The sequence below is a fragment of the Capillimicrobium parvum genome, assembly GCF_021172045.1.
In the GTDB taxonomy this organism is placed as follows: domain Bacteria; phylum Actinomycetota; class Thermoleophilia; order Solirubrobacterales; family Solirubrobacteraceae; genus Capillimicrobium; species Capillimicrobium parvum.
Window position 1 is genome coordinate 200,898 of sequence record NZ_CP087164.1, and the last position, 18,123, is coordinate 219,020.

Annotated in this window: 14 protein-coding genes; 10 read left to right on the plus strand and 4 right to left on the minus strand. The window is 71.9% G+C overall.

What is annotated here, in order from left to right:
• The first annotated feature begins 11 nt into the window (after nt 1-11).
• From DSM104329_RS00980 to DSM104329_RS00995, 4 genes are read left to right on the plus strand one after another with little or no spacing between them, the layout of a single operon-like run.
• Nucleotides 12-416, plus strand: a complete 405-nt coding sequence (locus DSM104329_RS00980; RefSeq protein WP_259313524.1) for a nuclear transport factor 2 family protein — start codon at nt 12-14, stop codon at nt 414-416.
• A 13-nt stretch (nt 417-429) separates the two neighbouring features.
• Nucleotides 430-1,707 carry a styrene monooxygenase/indole monooxygenase family protein gene (locus DSM104329_RS00985; RefSeq protein ID WP_259313525.1) on the plus strand — a complete coding sequence of 426 codons (1,278 nt, stop codon included), beginning with the start codon at nt 430-432 and terminating at the stop codon, nt 1,705-1,707.
• Nucleotides 1,707-2,120: a nuclear transport factor 2 family protein gene (locus DSM104329_RS00990; protein WP_259313526.1), complete on the plus strand. Its 414-nt coding sequence runs from the start codon at nt 1,707-1,709 to the stop codon at nt 2,118-2,120. The genes DSM104329_RS00985 and DSM104329_RS00990 overlap by 1 nt, the downstream gene beginning before the upstream one ends.
• Nucleotides 2,121-2,172: 52 nt before the next feature.
• Complete coding sequence (locus DSM104329_RS00995) at nt 2,173-3,249, plus strand: sugar ABC transporter substrate-binding protein (RefSeq protein WP_259313527.1); 1,077 nt, start codon at nt 2,173-2,175, stop codon at nt 3,247-3,249.
• A 61-nt stretch (nt 3,250-3,310) separates the two neighbouring features.
• On the opposite strand, the gene DSM104329_RS01000 is transcribed toward DSM104329_RS00995, so the two are convergent.
• From DSM104329_RS01000 to DSM104329_RS01015, 4 genes are all read right to left on the minus strand, one after another.
• Nucleotides 3,311-4,984, minus strand: a complete 1,674-nt coding sequence (locus DSM104329_RS01000; protein WP_259313528.1) for an indolepyruvate oxidoreductase subunit beta family protein — start codon at nt 4,982-4,984, stop codon at nt 3,311-3,313.
• Nucleotides 4,984-7,149 (minus strand): indolepyruvate ferredoxin oxidoreductase subunit alpha, encoded by a 2,166-nt coding sequence (locus DSM104329_RS01005; protein ID WP_259313529.1) that lies wholly within the window; start codon nt 7,147-7,149, stop codon nt 4,984-4,986. Before DSM104329_RS01005 ends, DSM104329_RS01000 begins: the two co-directional genes overlap by 1 nt.
• Before the next feature lie 184 nt (nt 7,150-7,333).
• Nucleotides 7,334-8,059, minus strand: coding sequence for a TetR/AcrR family transcriptional regulator (locus DSM104329_RS01010; protein ID WP_326924472.1), 726 nt, complete (start codon nt 8,057-8,059; stop codon nt 7,334-7,336).
• Nucleotides 7,974-9,086 (minus strand): LLM class flavin-dependent oxidoreductase, encoded by a 1,113-nt coding sequence (locus tag DSM104329_RS01015; RefSeq protein WP_259313531.1) that lies wholly within the window; start codon nt 9,084-9,086, stop codon nt 7,974-7,976. The genes DSM104329_RS01010 and DSM104329_RS01015 overlap by 86 nt, the downstream gene beginning before the upstream one ends.
• A 379-nt stretch (nt 9,087-9,465) precedes the next feature.
• Here DSM104329_RS01015 and DSM104329_RS01020 point away from each other — a divergent pair, with 379 nt between their 5' ends.
• The 6 genes from DSM104329_RS01020 (at nt 9,466) to DSM104329_RS01045 (ending at nt 18,121) form a co-directional block, all read left to right on the plus strand.
• Nucleotides 9,466-10,059, plus strand: a complete 594-nt coding sequence (locus DSM104329_RS01020; RefSeq protein ID WP_259313532.1) for a TetR/AcrR family transcriptional regulator — start codon at nt 9,466-9,468, stop codon at nt 10,057-10,059.
• Between the two features lie 82 nt (nt 10,060-10,141).
• Entirely contained in the window at nt 10,142-11,482 is a 1,341-nt protein-coding gene (locus DSM104329_RS01025; protein ID WP_259313533.1) for an LLM class flavin-dependent oxidoreductase, read from the plus strand.
• A 21-nt stretch (nt 11,483-11,503) separates the two neighbouring features.
• Complete coding sequence (locus DSM104329_RS01030; protein ID WP_259313534.1) at nt 11,504-12,790, plus strand: MFS transporter; 1,287 nt, start codon at nt 11,504-11,506, stop codon at nt 12,788-12,790.
• A 223-nt stretch (nt 12,791-13,013) separates the two neighbouring features.
• Entirely contained in the window at nt 13,014-14,249 is a 1,236-nt protein-coding gene (locus tag DSM104329_RS01035) for a M24 family metallopeptidase (protein ID WP_259313535.1), read from the plus strand.
• Entirely contained in the window at nt 14,250-16,013 is a 1,764-nt protein-coding gene (locus DSM104329_RS01040) for a hydantoinase B/oxoprolinase family protein (protein ID WP_259313536.1), read from the plus strand. It abuts the gene before it with no gap.
• A complete protein-coding gene (locus DSM104329_RS01045; protein ID WP_259313537.1) occupies nt 16,010-18,121 on the plus strand; it encodes a hydantoinase/oxoprolinase family protein in 2,112 nt (703 codons plus the stop codon). Before DSM104329_RS01040 ends, DSM104329_RS01045 begins: the two co-directional genes overlap by 4 nt.
• Nucleotides 18,122-18,123 lie beyond the last annotated feature (2 nt).

Genomic DNA, 18,123 nt, shown 5'->3' on the forward strand with positions numbered 1-18,123 from the left:
AGCTGCCGGGCATGGCACAGAGCATCGACGTCGTCCGCGAGGTCTTCGCGGCGTTTGAACGTGGGGACATCGAACGGGTCCTCGAACTGCTCGACGAGGACGTCGAGTGGATCGAGCCGGCGGGCTACTGGGTGGCCCCCGGACGGTCGCGCGGCCGCGCCGCGGTCGAGGACATCATCGCCGCCTATCCCGACCGGTGGGCGGAGATCGCACTCGAGCCGGAGACGTTCATCGAGGCCGGCGAGCACGTGATCGTGCTCGGCAGCGAGCACGGGACCGCCCGCGAGACGGGGCGCTCCTTCCGCGGGCGGTTCGCGAACGTGTTCGTGGTGCGGTCCGGGCGGGTGGTGTCGCTGGAGGCGTTCACCGACACCGCCTTGCTGTGGAAGGCGCTCGGCGGCCAGCCCGCCGACTGAGGATCGAGGCGAGATGTCCCAGAAGAGCACCAGCGTGGCGGTCGTCGGAGCCGGGCAGGCCGGGCTGCAGCTCGCGCTCGGCCTCGCCGGCGACGGCGTCGACGTGACGCTCGTCACCGACCGCGACGCGCAGGCGATCCGCTCGGGCCGCGTGCTGTCGACGCAGTGCATGTTCGGCACGGCGCTGGCCATCGAGCGCGAGCTCGGCATCGACCACTGGCAGGACGACACCCCGCAGATCCCCGGCATCCGCTACAGCGTCGGCGGCCCCGACGGCGAGCTCGCGATGCAGTTCCGCGGCGCGTTGCGGCGGCCCGGGCAGTCGGTGGACCAGCGCCTGAAGATGTCCGCGTGGCTGGAGGAGCTGGCCGAGCGCGGAGGTCGCGTCGCCATCGGGACGCTCGACGTCGACGACGTCGAGGCGCTCGCGCGCGACCACGACCTCGTCGTCGTCGCCTCCGCCAAGGGCGCGATCCGTGAGCTGCTGCCCGAGATCTTCCCGCGCGACCCCGCCCGCTCGCCGTACGACCGCCCGCAGCGCAACCTCGGGGTCGCCTACGTCGGCGGGTTCGAGGCGCTCGACCGGCACTACTTCTCGATCAACATCATCCCGGGCGTCGGCGAGTGCTTCATCGGCCCGGCGCTCACGCTCGACGGGCCGTGTCACACGATGTGCTTCGAGCCGCGTCCCGGTGGTCCAATGGACGTCTTCGCCGACGCGCCGCTCGACGACGGTGAGTGCTGGCTCGCGGTGTGCCGGGAGGTGCTCGAGCGGTTCATGCCCTGGGAGGCCGAGCGCTGCGGCGCGGACCTGCGGCTCACCGATCCCGGCGGCACGCTCAAGGGGGCGATCACCCCGGTCGTCCGCGAGGCGGCGGGGCGCCTCCCGTCGGGCCGCCCGGTCCTCGGGCTCGGCGACGCGGTGGTGCAGAACGACCCGCTGGTCGGGCAGGGCGCGAACAACGCCACCAAGGCGGCGATCGTCGTCCAGCGCGCGATCCGTGAGCATCCCGGCGGCCCGGTCGGCGCCGAGTGGACGGCGGCGGTCGCCGGCCGCTGCTGGGAGGCGGTCCGCTGCTCGACGACGTGGACGAACCTCATGCTCAACCCGCCGGCGCACATCGGCGACCTCCTCACGGAGGCCGCGAACCGTCCCGCGTTCGCCGACACGCTCGCCAACGGCACCGACGACCCGACGTCGCTGTTTCCCTGGATCGAGTCGCCCGAGGGCGTGCGGGCCGCGGCGGCCGAGGCTGAGCCGGGCGCGGCCGCGCTGGGCAGGGCCGTCTGATGGCGCGGGAGCCGGTCACCGTGGCGGCCGAGGTCTACGAGGCGTTCAACCGCGGTGACATCGGTCGGGTGGCCGAGCTGTTCCACCCGGACATCGAGTGGGTCGAGCCGCAGGGGTACTTCCTGCCGGAGGGCCGCGGCGTGAGCCGGGGGCGCGACGTCATCCTCGGGTTCCTCGAGGGGTTCGGCCGGTACTGGTCGCACTTCGAGGTGCACGCCGACCGGATCTGGGACGGCGGGGGCGGCGAGGTGCTGATGTGGGGCCGTCAGAAGGGAACGGCGCGGGAGACCGGGCGGTCGTACGAGGGGCCGGTGGCGAATCTGTGGGTGGTTCGCGACGACCTGATCACCCGCCACGAGAGCATCGGCGACACCTGGTCGATCGCCGACGCGCTCGGCGGCAGGGACAGCTGAGCGGCGCGCGGGCGCCGGAGCCAACGATTCACCCTGGAGAGAGAGGACGGACATGAACTGCAAGCGACTTGACGTGGCGGTCGCGACGATCGCCACGCTCGCATGCGCGCTGCTCCTGGCGGCGTGCGGGAGCAGCGACAACGAGAGCACGAGCACGAGCACGAGCGCGGCCACGGCCACGGCCACGGCCGCGGCGGACGCCGCCGCGACGACCGCCACCTCCGGTGCCGAGGAGGTCGTCATCGGGCACGTGAGTCCGAACCTGTCGAACCCGACGCTCGCCGCGCTCGACCTCGGCCAGAAGCGGGCGGCGCAGCAGCTCGGCTGGTCGGTGCGGACGGTCGACGCCGGGCTCTCGCCCGACCGACAGGTCAGCAGCATCGACACGCTGATCAACCTGCGGGTCGGCGCCCTCACCACGTGGGTCCTCGACCCCGGCCCCGTCGACGCGGCGCTCGGGCGCACCCGCGACGCGGACATCCCGGTCGTGACCTTCAACTCGCCCTCGGAGCTCGTCAACACGAACATCAAGACCGAGCTCTCCACCTCGTGCAAGCCGTTCTCCTACGAGGCCGACTACATCGCCGAGCGCATCCCGGGCGCGTCCGTGCTCGTCATCGGCTCGCCGCCGGTGCCCGCCCTGCAGTTCCGCATCAAGTGCTTCACGGACGCGGCGAAGGCCGCGGGGCTGAAGGTGCTCGACCGCGAGGACAACATGGAGGACAGCGCCGCGCGCAGCCAGGCCATCACGCAGGACCTGCTCACCAAGTACCCCGACACTGACGCGGTGTGGGCGTACAACGATCCCACGGCGATCGGCGCGGCCGCCGCGGTGACGAGCGCGGGTCGCGACGTGTGGTCCGGTGACAAGGAGGGTGTGATCGTCATCGGCAACAACGGCGACGCCGATGCGATCGCGGCGATCCGCGCCGGAGCGCTGACGCTCACCTACGACGAGAACACGTTCGAGGCCGGCGCCGCGGCGGTCGAGGTGCTCGTGCCGGTGCTGCGCGACGGCAAGCCGGTGTCATCCATGCCGGCCGAGCGGGCCATCCCGAGCGATCCGGTGGACGCCTCGAACGTCGAGGAGTGGGTGGCGCCGGAAGAGCGCGCCGCCCAGGTCGGCTGACGCGGCGGCCGGGACGGCGTCCGGCGCCGCGGTTGCCTCGGCGGCATAGCCGCCGAGGCAGCTACGCCGGCTGCAGGGCGCCGGCCTTCGCCTGCAGGAGCGCGCCGTCCTCGTCGGCCAGCGCAGCGTCGCGCAGGTCGGCGAGACGGATGGCCGCACCGGGCTTGCCGAGCAGTCTGCGGGCCGCGTCCATCAGCACCGCGAAGCTCTCGTTGCCGTGCTCGTACGTGCTGCCGTAGCCCTTGAGCACGCGCTGGCACTCGATGATCTCGGTGGCGAGGTCGGGGTCGGTCCGGGCGGCGTCAAGCGCCTGGGCTATCCACTGCTCGATCGCGGCCTGCTCGCGGACGAAGCGCACCGACCGGGGGCGCAGCGGCCGGATGCGGGCCATGGTCGTCAGCAGCGTGTAGCCGACGACGGAGTTGGTGTTGAGGATCATGCCCTTGTGCGTTGTCGCGCGCACGATCCTGCGGAACGTCCGCGACCGCGACAGCGGCTCGCCGAGCCAGGTCGGCAGCGTGTCGACGATCTCGTCGACCTGGGGGTGCAGGAACTCGCGGACCTGCATGAGCTGGTTGTCGCGGACCTTGGCCTCCTGGCGGATGCGGTCCATGCGCCGCATCCGCACCTTCTGCGCGGCCACCTGGATGGTGTCCTGGTAGCACATCCACAGCGCGATGTGACGGGCCGCCTCACGGGTGAGCCGCGCGTCGCCCTCGGGGTCCGGATCGACGGCCGCGAAAGCCCCGACGCGTGCGAGGAAGCGCTCGGCGTAGGCGCGGTCCTGGTAGACCGCCGTGCGCACGAGCCCATGCAGGATCATCGAGCGCGCCGCGGCGGGCAGGCCGCGCACCTGCTCCGCCAGGTCGCGCAGGCCGGGACCCACGAGCGACGCCGGGTCGGTCGAGGCGATGCGGTTACGCTCGGCCTCCGCGCCCGCCTTCGTTGTCTCCGTCGATCCCGACGACGACGCGCCGTTGGACACCGGCAGCTCGATGAGTCTCGGCGTGACCGGGTCGACCTTCTGTGAGCCCGCGACCGCCTCTTCGGAGGCGTCGGCCGGCGGGGCCGTCTGCGTGGTCGCCACGTCGAAGCCCGCGGCAAACGCGGCCAGGGACGCCTCGACGCCCTTGCCGGAGGCCGTGATCGACTCTTCGAACTGCTCGCGCGAGAAGGGCAGCGCCCCCGAGCCGGCGAGCGCTCCGAACAGCGACGCGCTGATCACGCTGCCCTTCTGCTCGGCCAGATCGGCGAAGTCCGCGGCGACCAGCCGCCTGGACGCGCGCCGCGCGCCCTCGATCAGCTTCGCGTCGTCGACGCGCCCGTCGCCGAGGGCGACCTTCTCGTCGATCGAGTAGACGCGGTTGGTGGACGTGATCAGCGTGGTGCGGTCGGCGGTGGAGAAGCCGCGCTGGATCGCGCGGCCGGATTCCATGAGCTCGCTGGCGATGACGACGTCGACTTCGCCCGGGGTGGGGAAGATGCTCATGACCGGCTCGCTGCGCACGGGCGGGGCGCCCTGGTCCGGCGCCGCGTCCCGGGGCGGGAGCATCTCGACGTAGTAGACCGTGGCGCCGGTGCGCTGGGCGACGCCGGCGACGGAGGTGTTCTGGGCGTGGAAGCCGGCGCGTTCGGCCGTCGCGACGATCCAGTCGGCGAGCACGCCGCCGCCCTCGCCGCCTAGGGCGAGGATGGCCAGCGTCAGCGGGCGGCGGCCTTCGGACCAGCTCGACATCAGGCCGCGACCTCGAACCGGGCGGCGCGCCGCTCGATCCCCCGTGAGGCGACCTTCATCCACCCTGAGCGGATCCGGGCCAGCGTGCGATCCTTCTTCGTCGGGTTCTGCACGACGTCGGTCCGGTAGAACGACGGGCACAGCACCGCCGCATGCGCGTTGGCCCCGCAGACCCCGCAGCCGACGCAGCTGTCGAGGACCGTGGCGACCGGGTCCTGGCGCAGGGGGTCGGGGTTGGACTTGATCGTCAGCGACGGGCAGCCGGAGATGCGGATGCACGCGTGATCGCCGGTGCACGTCTCCTCGTCGACGCCGAAGCGCTCGCGCACGACGCGCTTGCCCTCCTTCAGGGCCTGACGCATCTCGGGCTTGACGCGGCGCTGGCGGTTGAGCTGGCACTCGCTCTGCATCACGAGCAGCTTGGGGCCCTCTTCCTCGGTCGTCAGCGCGTCGAGGAACGAGTCGCGGACCTTCGTGACGTCGTAGGTGTGGTCGATGGTGCGCGCCCACTCGACGCCGACGCCGCGGGCGGCCTTCTCGATCGGGTGCTGCGTCGACCGGTGGGACACCGTCGCCTCCGAGGAGAGCACGTCCTGGCCCCCGGTCGCGGCGGCGTAGTCGTTGTCGACGACGACGAGCAGTTGGTCGTTCTTGTTGAAGACCGCGTTGCCGACGCCGCTGGTCAGGCCGTTGTGCCAGAAGCCGCCGTCGCCCATGATCGCGATCGTCCGATTGTCGGCGTCCTTGGAGTTCAGCGCCGCGGCGCCGGCGGAGCCCAGGCCGTAGCCCATCGTCGTCGCGCCGAGGTGGAACGGGGCGTTGATCGAGAACAGGTGGCAGCCGATGTCCGCGCTGACGTGATGCTCGCCGGTCTCCCGCTCCGCGAGCTTGAGGCCGCTGAAGATCGGCCGCTCCGGGCAGCCGGTGCACAGCCCGGGCGGGCGGGGCAGGACGGCCTCGGCGTCGACCTTCGGCGCGAACGGGCTGTCCGGGTCGTCCTTGTCGCGCAGCAGCGCCGGCTCGTGCTCGACGAGCTCGGGCATGTGCTTGCGCAGGAACTCCGCGACCCCGCGCGTCACCGCCGCCGACGTGTACTCGCCGGCCACGGGCAGCATGTCCTTGCCGTGCAGGGCGACGTCCGAGCCCGCGCGCCGCAGGATCGTGTTGAGGTTCTGCTCGATGTAGTCGGGCTGCCCCTCCTCGACGAGCAGCACCGCGCGCTTGTCCTTGACGAAGTCGAGGATCTCCTCGTCGACGACCGGATACGTCACGTTCATGACGTACAGCGGCAGCCTGGTGTTCCCGTAGGCGTCCGAGCAGCCGAGCAGCTCGAGCGAGCGGTTCAGCGTGTTGTAGAGACCGCCCTGCGTGATGATGCCGATGTCCGCGCTGCCGTTGGCGATCACCTCGTTGAGGCCGCGCTCGCGGATGAACTTCACGGCGGCGGGCCAGCGCTCGTTCACCTTCTCCTGCTCGTGCAGGAAGCTCGCGGGCGGCAGGACGATGCGGCTGACGTCGCGCTTGGGGTTCTCGGCCGCCTCGGTCACCGTCATCGGCGGGCGCTTGTTGTCCTTGGCGACGAACGAGCCGGTCAGGTGGCAGGAGCGCAGCCGCAGATCGAGCATCACCGGCGTGTTGCTGGCCTCCGACAGCTCGAACCCCGCCTCGACCGCGTCGACGATCGCGCTGATGTTCGGCCGCGGGTCGAGCAGCCACATCTGCGACTTCATCGCAAACGCGTGCGAACGCTCCTGCATGATGCTCGAGCCCTCGCCGTAGTCCTCGCCGAGGATGATCAGCGCGCCCCCGGTGACCCCACCGGAGGCCAGGTTCGCCAGCGCGTCCGACGCCACGTTCAGGCCGACCGTCGACTTGAACGTCACCGCACCACGCAGCGGGTAGTGGACCGACGCGGCCAGCATCGCCGCCGCGGTCGCCTCCGACGCACTGTTCTCGAAGTAGACGTCGAGCTCCTCCAGGATCTCCTGGGCGTCGCCCAGCACGTCCATCAGATGGGAGATCGGCGCACCCTGGTAGCCGCCGACGTATGCCACGCCGGACTGCAGCAGCGCCTTGGTGACGGCGAGGATGCCCTCGACGTGGAGCTCGGTGCCGGCGCCATGACGCAGCTGCTGCACCTCGCCGGCAAAGGACCGCTCGGCCATACGTCTCTTCTCCTTCAGGGTCCGTGTCTGCGCGCTCGATCGCGCGCACCCTGCACGCTACTCAAGCAACATCCTGCACACTACCACGCTGCCATGTCGACTACGGCGCCGGGCAAGCGCCGCACGCGGGTGATGGGCCGGCCCGCGAATCGCGCGGGATCGGGTGACGCCCGAACCGGATAGCTCAAACGCGATGCCCGCTGAGGATGATCTCGACGAGCTTGTCCGCCAGGTCGGACTCGACCGGTGCGTGGGTCACGAGCGTGCGCAAGAAGACGACGCCCCCGATGATGTCGATGATCAGCTCGGCGTCGACGTCCTCAGGCAGGTCTCCTCGCGCGACGGCGCGTTGGATCGCCTGGATGCCGGAGGCGCGGGTCGGTGCGACGCACAGGCGCCGGAAGTCGGCGGCCAGTTCCGAATCGCGCGCCAGGTCGGCGGCGAGGCCAGGCACGATCGCGCCGTAGGTCGTCGCGGTCAGCGTCTCCGCGACGCCGCGTGCGTAGGCGACCAGGTCGCCGCGCGTGTCACCGCTGTCGGGCGCCCTGACCTCGAAGATGCCCCTGAGCGCTTCCAGCACGACTGCGCCCTTCGATGGCCACCAGCGGTAGATCGTCGTTCTCCCGACCCCTGCCCGCGCGGCGACGCCCTCCTTCGTCACGCCCGCATAGCCGCGTTCGGCCACGAGCGCCACGGTCGCCTCGAGGATGCGGCGCCGCGCGTCGGGATCGCGCCTGCGCCCGGGGCCGCGACGGGTCTGGTCGTTCATCGCGTGCTCCGGTGTCGGGGTCGCGCGCGGCCCGGTGGCACGCATCGGCGAGGCGTCACGATGCCGCCCGCGCGGCCCGTACCCCGAGGCGCTCCAAGCGCGGCAGCACCTCGTCGGCAAACAGCGGCAGCTCGTCCGCATAGTTCACGAAGCCGACGGCGACTCCGTCGAAGCCGGTGCCATGGATGCGCGCGAGCTCGGCTGCGACGTCGTCGGGGTCTCCGACGATCGGATATGTGCCCCCGCCGCCGGCGAACCGCTGGCGGTAAGTGGCGAAGTACTCCGGCGGGAACGACTGCGCGTGCACGCCCATCTGTGCCATGAGGCGGTCGACTGCGGGCCAGTCGGCCTCGTCGTGGGCGTAGTGCTGATGGTAGGCCTCCGCCTCCTCCCTGGTCGGCCGGCACACGACGTAGACGGGCGTCAGCACGCCCACCGTCCGCCCGTGGCCGGCGGCGAGCCGGCGGAAGTCGGCGAGCTCGCGCTGGGAACGGTCGAGCGTCACGATGACCGTGAACAGGAAGTCGCAGTTGCGCGCGGCGAAGTCCCGCCCCGCCGGTGACGACCCCGCGTTGAGAAGGAGCGGGGTCGTGCCGCCGTACGGCGCAGGGCGACCGATTGCGCCGCGCAGTCGGAAGTGGGCGCCGTCGTAGTCGAAGGGTTCGTCGCTGGACCAGATCCTTCGCGCGATGTCCAGCCATTCATCGCCGAACGCATAGCGGTCGTCGTGCTCGCGCTGGCGCATCCCGAACATCGCGAACTCATCGTCGTTCCATCCACAGACGATGTTGACCCCGAACCGCCCGTGGCCGATGTGGTCGGCGGTGGCCATCTGCATCGCTGCGTAGGCCGGGTGGACGAGCGGCACGTGGACGGTGGCGATCACCGAGATCCGCTCGGTCGCGCCGAGGACACCGCATGCCCATGTCGTGCTCTCGAGGTTGACGGTCTGGAAGTCGCCGGCCCCGTCGTAGCCCTTCCAGCGGGCGCCGGAAAGCAGGAAGTCCAGGCCGGCGGCTTCGGCGTCCCGCGCGAGCAGCAGGTTCTGGTCCCAGGTCGCGCGCCAGCGCTCGGCGACCATCGTCGGGATGATCCCGCCGCGGAGATTCGGCGAGAACAGGCCGATCCTGAAGCGGTCGCCGGTCCCCATGTCGGCACGCGACGCCATGCTGCCCCTTCCCGAGGATTACGATACAGTACATAGCGTATTGCAATCGCGCGGATGACGCACCGCGCCACCCCGAAGCCTGCGGTTCCAGGTCTCTCCGGCATTTCCGACCATGTCGCGCAACCGGCACCCAGCCTCGCCGACGCCCGAGGCGACCACGACGAGAAGGCTCTCGGTCGTGTGCGCCGTCTTTGCACCCGGCGATCGGTCCGAGCCGGTGAGCGGCGGCTATCGCATCTCCGGCGCATGGCGCGATGCGTCCGGCAGCCCGTCGTTCTCGGCATCGAGGAGTCCGTCATCGCCCATTGAGGCGGCGTCGAGTCCCCTGAGCACCGGTCTTTGGAGTCATCCCGTGGCCGCCTGATGGGACGATCCTGCGATGAGCAGCTCTGAGGCAGGGGGTGGGCACCGACGCGGCGGTGGGCGCCAGGCATTGATCGAGGCGCTCGTGCGCGTCGCTGCGCGCGAGCGCCTCACGCAAGTCACAACCCGCTCGGTGGCGGCCGAGGCCGGGGTCACGCACGGCCTCGTGCGCCATCACTTCGGGACGCTCGAGGCCATGATCGAAGAAGCGCTGGCCTGGGCCGCGGCCGAGGCCGTGATCGGCTCGGGGTTGCGCGCCGAGGGCGGTGATCTCGCGGCTCTCGCCTCCGATCTGGCCGTGCTCATCGACGAAGATCCCGAGCACGCGGCATTCCAGCTCGAGGTCATTCTCGAGGCGCGTCATCGCGAAGGGCTCCGCGAGCGGGTGCAGGAGAACTACGACGCGTACCACGACGTCGTCGCCGGGTCGCTGGCGCGCCTGGGCCTGCCCTACGACCTCGATCTCGCGCGGCTCGTCTTCGCCGCGCTGAACGGGCTCGTCATCAACCAGCTGATCTTCGGGCGCCCCGAGGAGACCGAGCGCGGGCTGCACTGGCTGCGCCGCCTGCTCGAGCATGAGCGGGTCGAGCCGTCGCCCGACCGTGCTTGACGAACGGATAGTCGAGCTATACGTTTGGATTGTCGGAGAGGGCGGGACCGTCCCGCCGAACCCCACGCGAGGAGAGACCCAGATGGCTGGCCGGCGCATGGCGTTCTCGGCGATCCTGCTCAACAGCATCGCGCCCATCCCCGATGGCATGTGGCGTCATCCGCGCGCCGCGAACGGATACGACTTCGCGACGCCGGAGTACTGGGAGGACATCGCGCGCACGCTTGAGCGCGGCGGATTCGACGCGGTCTTCCTCGCGGATCTGCTGCATCCGCACGAGGTCTACGCCGGCAGCCACGAGCCCACCCTCCGCTTCGGCGCGCAGTGCCCGATCCACGACCCCCTGATGCTCGTGCCGATCATCGCCCGGGCGACGCGTCATCTCGGGATCGGCGTCACCGTCTCGACGAGCGCCGAGTATCCGTATCAGCTGGCGCGCCGGCTCTCCACGCTCGACCACCTGACCGGCGGGCGCGTCGGCTGGAACGTCATCACGTCGTTCAACGAGGGGTCGTTCCGGGCGCTGGGCATCGATCAGCCGCCGCGCGACGAGCGTTACGCCCGCGCCGACGAGTTCCTCGATCTCTGCTACCAGCTCTGGGACAGCTGGCAGCCGGACGCGATCGTGGAGGATCGGGAGAGCGGCGTCTACGCGAATCCGGCGAAGGTCTCGCGGGTCGAGCACGAGGGCAGGTACTTCCGCTGCGACGCCCTGTTCCCGGTCAAGCCCTCCCCGCAACGCCGCCCGGTGATCTTCCAGGCCGGCTCCTCCCCGGAAGGTCGAGAGTTCGCGGCCCGTCACGGCGAGATCATCTTCGCCATCCAGCAGTGGACCCCGGAGATGCGCGCCTTCGACGACGACTTGCGCGGCCGGATCGCGGCGGCGGGCCGCGACCCGCAGGCGGTGAAGCTCATCTACCAGCTGCAGGTCGTCACCGGCGAGACGGAGGAGGCGGCGCGGGCGAAGCTCGCGGAGCTCCAGAGCCTCGTCCGGGTGGAGGGCGCGCTCACGCTCTTGTCCGGGATCGTCGGCTACGACTTCTCGCGCCACGCCCCCGGCGATCCGCTGACAGACGTCTCGGCCACCGGGGTGCGGGCCGGCCTGGAGTCCATCCTCGCCGCATCCAGCCGCCGGGACGGCGGCTTCACGATCGCGGACGCTGCACGGCTGTACGGCCTGAGCAGCGGCTCGCCCCTGGTCGTCGGAAGCCCGAGCCAGGTCGCCGACCAGCTCGAGGAGTTCGCCGACGAGGGCGGGGCCGACGGCTTCAACCTCCTGGCCACCGACATGCCGGGCTCCTACCGCGACTTCGTCGATCTCGTCGTCCCGGAGCTCCGGCGCCGAGGCCGCGTGCGGGCCCACTATGCGGGCAGCACGCTGCGCGAGAACCTGGCGCAGGAGGTCGCTGCGTTTGCTGGCTGAACGTGCCGGCGAGCGGCACCGATGCGACCGGCGGTCCTCGCCGGCACCGGCACGGGGTCGCTGACGTTGGTGACGCGCGTCCCTGCCGCCGACCCGGCAACGGATGGCCTCCCGGCCGGGACGGCCCGCAGGCAGCTCGGGCTGGTCGCCGCCGTCCAGGTCCTGGCCATGTCGGTGTGGTTCTCGACCGCCGCGGTCGTCCCGTCGCTCGAGCGCGAGTGGGAGATCTCGAGCGCAGGCGCTGCGTGGCTGACCACCGCCGTGCAGGTCGGTTTCGTCGCGGGCGCGGTCGTCTCGGCGGCCATCAATCTCAGCGACCGGGTCTCCGTGCCCCGGCTCATCGCCGCCTGCGCGGTGGCGGCGGGCGCCGCGAACCTGCTGGTCGCGCTGGTGGCCGGCGGGCTGGAGGCCGCGATCGTGCTGCGCTTCGCCACCGGGATCGCGCTCGCGGGCGTGTATCCCGCGGGCGTCAAGCTGATGGCCTCGTGGTTTCGCACCGGTCGCGGTGCGGCGATGGGTGCGCTCGTGGGTGCCCTCACGCTCGGCTCCGCGATGCCGCACCTGGTCAACGGGCTCGGCGGGCTGCCGTGGGAAGAGGTCCTCATCGTCACGAGCCTGCTGGCCTTCGCCGCCGGCGGGGCCGCCCTGCGCCTGCGGGAAGGTCCTCTTCTCGGCGCGGGCGCCCCCTTGCACCCCGCCTATGTGCGCGAGATGTTCTTGGACCGCTTCCAGCTGCGCGTGAACCTCGGCTACTTCGGCCACATGTGGGAGCTGTACGCGTTCTGGACCTGGCTGCCCGCCTATCTGCTCGCGAGCCTGGAGGCGTGGGATCCTCGCACCGACTGGCGCGTGGGCGCGGGGCTCGCGGCCTTCGCGGTGATCGGCGTGGCCGGAGCCGCCGGATGCATTGCCGGCGGGCTCGCCGCGCGACGAGCCGGATCGGCTCGTGTGGCCTTCCTGGCGATGGTGGTCAGCGCGGCGTGCTGTGTCCTCAGCGGCCTTGTCTTCGGTGTGGGACCCTGGCTGCTGCTGCCGTTCCTCATGGTGTGGGGCTTCGCGGTGATCGCGGACTCGGCGCAGTTCTCGGCGGCACTCAGCGACGCGGCGGATCCGCGCTACGTCGGCACGGCGCTCGCGGCGCAGATGGCGATCGGCTTCATCATCACGGTGGCGACCATCCGGCTGCTGCCGCTGCTCGCCGACCAGGTTGGATGGCGGTGGAGCCTGACCGCGCTGGCGGCCGGGCCCGCCTTCGGTGCCGCCGCGATCCGCACGGTCTCGTCGACGCGGCCCGCTCGCGGCGCTTGAGTGGCTCCTCCCGCGGGGGCATCCCGCCTCGCCGAACCCACCCGGCTGTGACGGGCGGCCTGTCTTGCCAATCCGAACCCTCGGCCGCCTGCCCGCGGGACACGGCTACCGTGCCGTTCCTCAGTGCGGCGCGTGCGGCGAGCGTCCGGCGCCCGTATGACCGACCGATGACCGAGGAGAACCCGTGGACGTGAGCGTGAGCGGGCCGGATGACGTGAGGGCCTTGACCAGCGGAGGTGCGTCGACGCTGCCCGCGGTCGCGCCGGTTCCGTCCGCCCCGCGCTCGGCGCAGCCGATCGTCGGCGGCGGGGCGCTCAGCCCGGCCGAGCAGAGCCGCCGCCACGACCTGCTGCAGGGCCTCATCGCCGACCGCGACCTCGACGGCCTGATCGTCGTGGCCAACGACTACCGCGGCCACAAGGGCACGCTGCGCTGGGTCACCGACTACAACCTCGCCCACCGCCACGGCTTCGCGTTCGTGCCGCGCGGCCGCGAGCCCGAGCTGATCCTGCCGCAGAACATGCAGCAGGGCTTCTCCTCGCAGGGCTGGGAGACGCCCGTGCGCTACGCGCGGCGCGCCGTGCAGGGCGTCGTCAACGCGATCGGCGAGCTGCCGGGCCACGAGCGCATCGGCATCGTGGGCCTCGGCGAGATCATGCGCGTCGCCGACGCCGAGCTGCTCAAGCGCAGCCTGCCCGCCACCCAGTTCGTCGACGTCACGATGGACTTCGAGCAGCTCCGCGCACAGAAGTCCGCCGAGGAGCTCGCCGGCGTGCGCGAGTCGACCTACATCGTCGAGCGCTGCTTCGCGCGCCTGCTGGAGATCGCCCGGCCGGGCATCACCGAGCGCGAGATCGGCGCGGAGATGTACCGGACGATGTACCTGCTCGGCGGCGAGGACCCGCTGTTCCTGAGCATGAGCGGCGTGCGTCAGGCCGACGGCACGGTCGCGCCCGCGTGGAACCCGCCGCGCGACCGCGTCCTGCACGTGGGCGACCAGTTCGTGTTCTCCTTCGAGCTCATCGGGCCGCTCGGCTACTGGATGGAGTTCGCGCGCGCCGTCGTGTTCGGCACGCCGACCGACGACCAGGTGCGCCTGAACCGCGCCGCCGCCGAGGGCATGCGCGCCGCGGCCGAGCGAATGGTGCCCGGCGCGACGCCGGCCGCCGTCCAGCGCGGACTGCTCGACGCCGTGGAGCGCCACGACGCCGGGTCGGCGTACTGGTCCGGCCACGGCCTCGGCCAGGACGTCCTCGAGGAGCCCTGGATCGGGCGCGAGGTCGTCGACGCCGACGACGCGGTCGACTGGACGCTGTCCGAGCGGATGGTGCTCGCCATGCACCCGATGGTCCTCGACCGCGACCGGCGCGGCATCGCGTACCTCTCCAACAGCTACATCGTCACGCCCGACGGCGGGCAGGCCGTCTCCCAGATCCCCCTCGACATCCACGTCCTGTAGATGCCCCAAGCAGCGGACCCCATCCTCGCGTCGGTCCTCCAGCGCCGCGTCGTCGCCGTTTCGCGCGAGATGGCCACGGTGCTCATGCGCTCGTCGCGCTCGCCGATCTTCAACGAGGTCGGCGACCTCGTGACCGTCGTCTTCGACCGCGCCGGGCGCACGCTGGCGCAGACCGAGTTCGCCTCGATCATCGCCTTCGGCGCCGGGCCGTCGCTGGCCGCGGTCATCGAGGCGTTCGGCGACGACGTCCACGACGGCGACGTCTTCATCCACAACGACGTCTACAGCGGCGGCAACCAGTTCGCCGACGTCGGGCTCTACATGCCGGTCTTCCACGACGGCGAGCTCGTCGCGTGGACCGCCAGCAAGGGCCACATCGTCGACATCGGCGGCATGACGCTCGGCGGCTACGACCCCGCGTTCCGCGAGGTCTGGCAGGAGGCGTTCCGCATCCCGCCGCTGCGCCTGCACGACCGCGGGGTCCCGCGCGAGGACGTCGAGCGCCTCGTGCGCGCGAACGTGCGCCTGGATCTGACGTGGGAGGACATCCAGTCGATGATCGGCGCCTGCACCATCGGGCGCCGCCGGCTGCTGGAGGTCTACGAGCGCTACGGCACCGAGACGATCGACCGCCACATGGACGTCGTCATCGAGGCGTCCGAGCGCCAGGTGCGCGCGGAGGTCGAGCGCTGGCCCGACGGCGTCTACCACGGCGAGAGCTTCATGCAGTCCGACGGCGTGGACCCGTCGCGGCGGCTGCGGGTCGCCGTCGAGGTCACGATCGCCGGCTCGGAGATCACGTTCGACTTCTCCGGAAGCGACGACCAGACCGAGGGCTTCACGAACATGCCGGCGGCGTCGGCGATGGGCGCCATCTCGATCGCGTTCCTCATGCTGCTGAACGCGAGCGGCGTGACGGTCCCGACGAACGCCGGCCTCTTCGCGCCGATGCACACCGTCTTCCGCGAGGGGTCGCTCATCAACCCGCGCTTCCCCGCCGCGACGGTGTTCGGCAACCAGATGTGCGACGAGGTCGTCGAGTCGATCATGATGGCGCTCGCCGAGCCGCTCGCCGACCGCGTCTGCGCCGGGTGGAACCAGTTCCTGCCCTCGGCGATCTCCGGCATCGACCCGCGCACCGGCGGGGTCTACGTCGACTTCGTGCTGTTCTCGCGCGGCGGTTCCGGCGCGATCAAGGGCACCGACGGCTACGACGCGCTCGGGTTCACCGGCACGCCCGGCTCGATGAAGTCGCAGGACATGGAGATCTTCGAGCTCTCCACGCCCCACCACGTCGACTACCTCGAGCTCGATCCGGACTCCGCGGGCGCCGGCCAGTGGCGCGGCGGCTACGGGACGAAGACCCGCTTCCGCTTCCTCGGCGAGGGCGTGCGCGGCTCGACGCTCGGCGACGACAGCGCCGCCGAGGGCGCGGTGCCGGCCCAGGGGCTGTTCGGCGGCCGCGACGGCGGGCTGAACACCCTGCGGCTGACGATGCCCGACGGCACCGCGCGCGACTGGGGCTCCAAGGAGGCGGTGGCGATCCCCACGGGCGCGATCTGCGACTCGATCCACGGCGGCGGCGCCGGCTACGGCAGCCCGCTGGCGCGCGACCCGCGCCTCGTCGTCGACGAGGTCCGCGAGGGGCTGCTGAGCCGCGAGCGGGCGCGCGAGGTGTACGGCGTCGCGGTGCTGGACGACGCCAGCGGACACGACGAGCTCGAGACGGACCGTCTGCGGGCGGCGGAAGGGACGACGGCATGAGCTACCGGCTCGGCATCGACGTCGGCGGGACGTTCACGGACTTCCTGCTGCTGGGCGACGAGACGCAGCTCGTCCACAAGACGAGCTCGACGCCCGACGACCCGTCACGGGGGTTCGTGCGCGGCCTGGAGGAGATCGCGGAGCGCCTCGGCGTCGCCTTCGGCGACTTCATGGCCTCGATCGAGCTGATCGTGCACGGCACGACGGTCTCGACGAACGCCGCCCTGACCGGCAACGGCGCGCTCACGGGCGCGCTGCTCACCGAGGGCTTCCGCGACACGCTGCGCCTGCGCGACGGCACCCGCGCCACGCCGTACGACAACCACCTCACGCCGCCGCGGCCCCTGGCCGCCCGCGAGCGCACCCACGGCGTCGGGGAGCGCATCGGCCCCGAGGGCCAGGTGCACCGGGCGCTCGACGAGGACGGCGTGCGCGCCGCCGCGGCCGCGCTGCGCGCCGACGGCGTCGAGGCGGTCGCCGTCTCGTTCATGCACTCGCCCCAGAACGACGCGCACGAGCGCCGCGCGCTGGAGATCCTCGGCGAGGAGCTGCCCGACGTCTACGTGACGGCGTCGCACGAGCTGCTGTCGCAGATCCGCTACTACCCGCGCACGAGCACGACCGTCCTCAACGCCTACGTCGGGCCGATCATCAGCCGCTACATGGCGGCGCTGACCGAGCGCCTCGACGGCCTGCGCTTCGCCGGCGTGCTGCTGATCATGCAGTCCAACGGCGGCGTCGCCACGCCGGCCGAGGTGTCGCGCCGCGCCGCGCTGTCGCTGCTGTCCGGTCCCGCGGCCGGACCCACCGCGGGCATCGAGCACCTGTCCCGGGCCGGGATCGCCGACTGCCTCACCGTCGACATGGGCGGCACGAGCTTCGACGTCGCGATGGTCAAGGACGGGCGGCCGGTGACGATGACCGACGCGGTCGTCGCCGAGTGGCCGCTCGCGCTGCCGACGATCGACATCCACACCATCGGCGCCGGCGGCGGCTCGATCGCCACCGTCGACGAGGGCGGCCTGCTCCACGTCGGCCCGCAGAGCGCGGGCGCCGAGCCCGGCCCCGCGTGCTACGGGCGGGGCGGCACCCTGCCGACGGTCACCGACGCCGACCTGGTGCTCGGCTACCTCAGCCCGGACAACCCGCTCGCGGGCGGCATGCGGCTCGACCTCGAGGCCGCGCGCGCGGCGTTCGCGCCGGTGGCCGACGCGCTCGGCGTGTCGATCGAGGAGGCCGCGGCCGGCGTCTACGACATCGTCAACGTGAACATGGCGACCGGCGTGCGCGACGTCACCGTGCGCCGCGGGCTGGACCCGCGCGACTTCCCGGTCGTGGTGGCCGGCGGCGCCGGGCCGGTCCACGCGGCGGCGATCGCCGCCGAGCTTGAGGTCGCGCTGCTGTGCGTCCCGCGCGAGTCGTCGATCTTCTGCGCGGCGGGCATGCTCATGTGCGACTTCCAGCACGACGAGGTGCGCGCGCTCAAGCGGCCGCTCGCCGACGTCACGAGCGACGAGCTGGCGGCGGTGCTCGACGGGCTGGCCGCGCACGGCCGCGGCACGCTGCACGGCGAGGGCGTCGGCGACGACGCGATCTCGTTCCAGGCCTCGCTGGACCTGCGCTACGTCGGCCAGTGGCACGAGCTGCAGGTGCCGCTGGACTGGACGCCGGGCGGGGCGCCCGGGCTCGAGGCGATGGCCGAGCGCTTCCACGCGGTCCACGACCGCATGTTCGGCTACGCGTCGCCGAGCTCCGCGATCGAGTGCCTGGCGGTGCGGCTGAGCGCCGTCGGCGCCACGCCGAGCCCCGACCTCAGCGACCTCGACGAGATGGCCGTGGGCCGCGAGGCGCCCAGCGGCAGCCGCGAGACGTGGTCGCCGCGCCGCCGCGCGATGGCCGGCACGCCGGTCTACGACGGCCACGGGCTGCGCCCCGGCTTCGAGGTGTCCGGCCCGGCGATCGTCGAGCTGGCGACGACCACGATCGTCGTGCTCGAGGGCTTCGATCTCATCGTCGACCGGCGCGGCGCCTTCCTGCTGTGCGCCGGCGAACACGGCCGCGCGCTCGCCGAGCCGCTCGTCCCGGCGCTGGACTCGACCGCTTCCTAGGA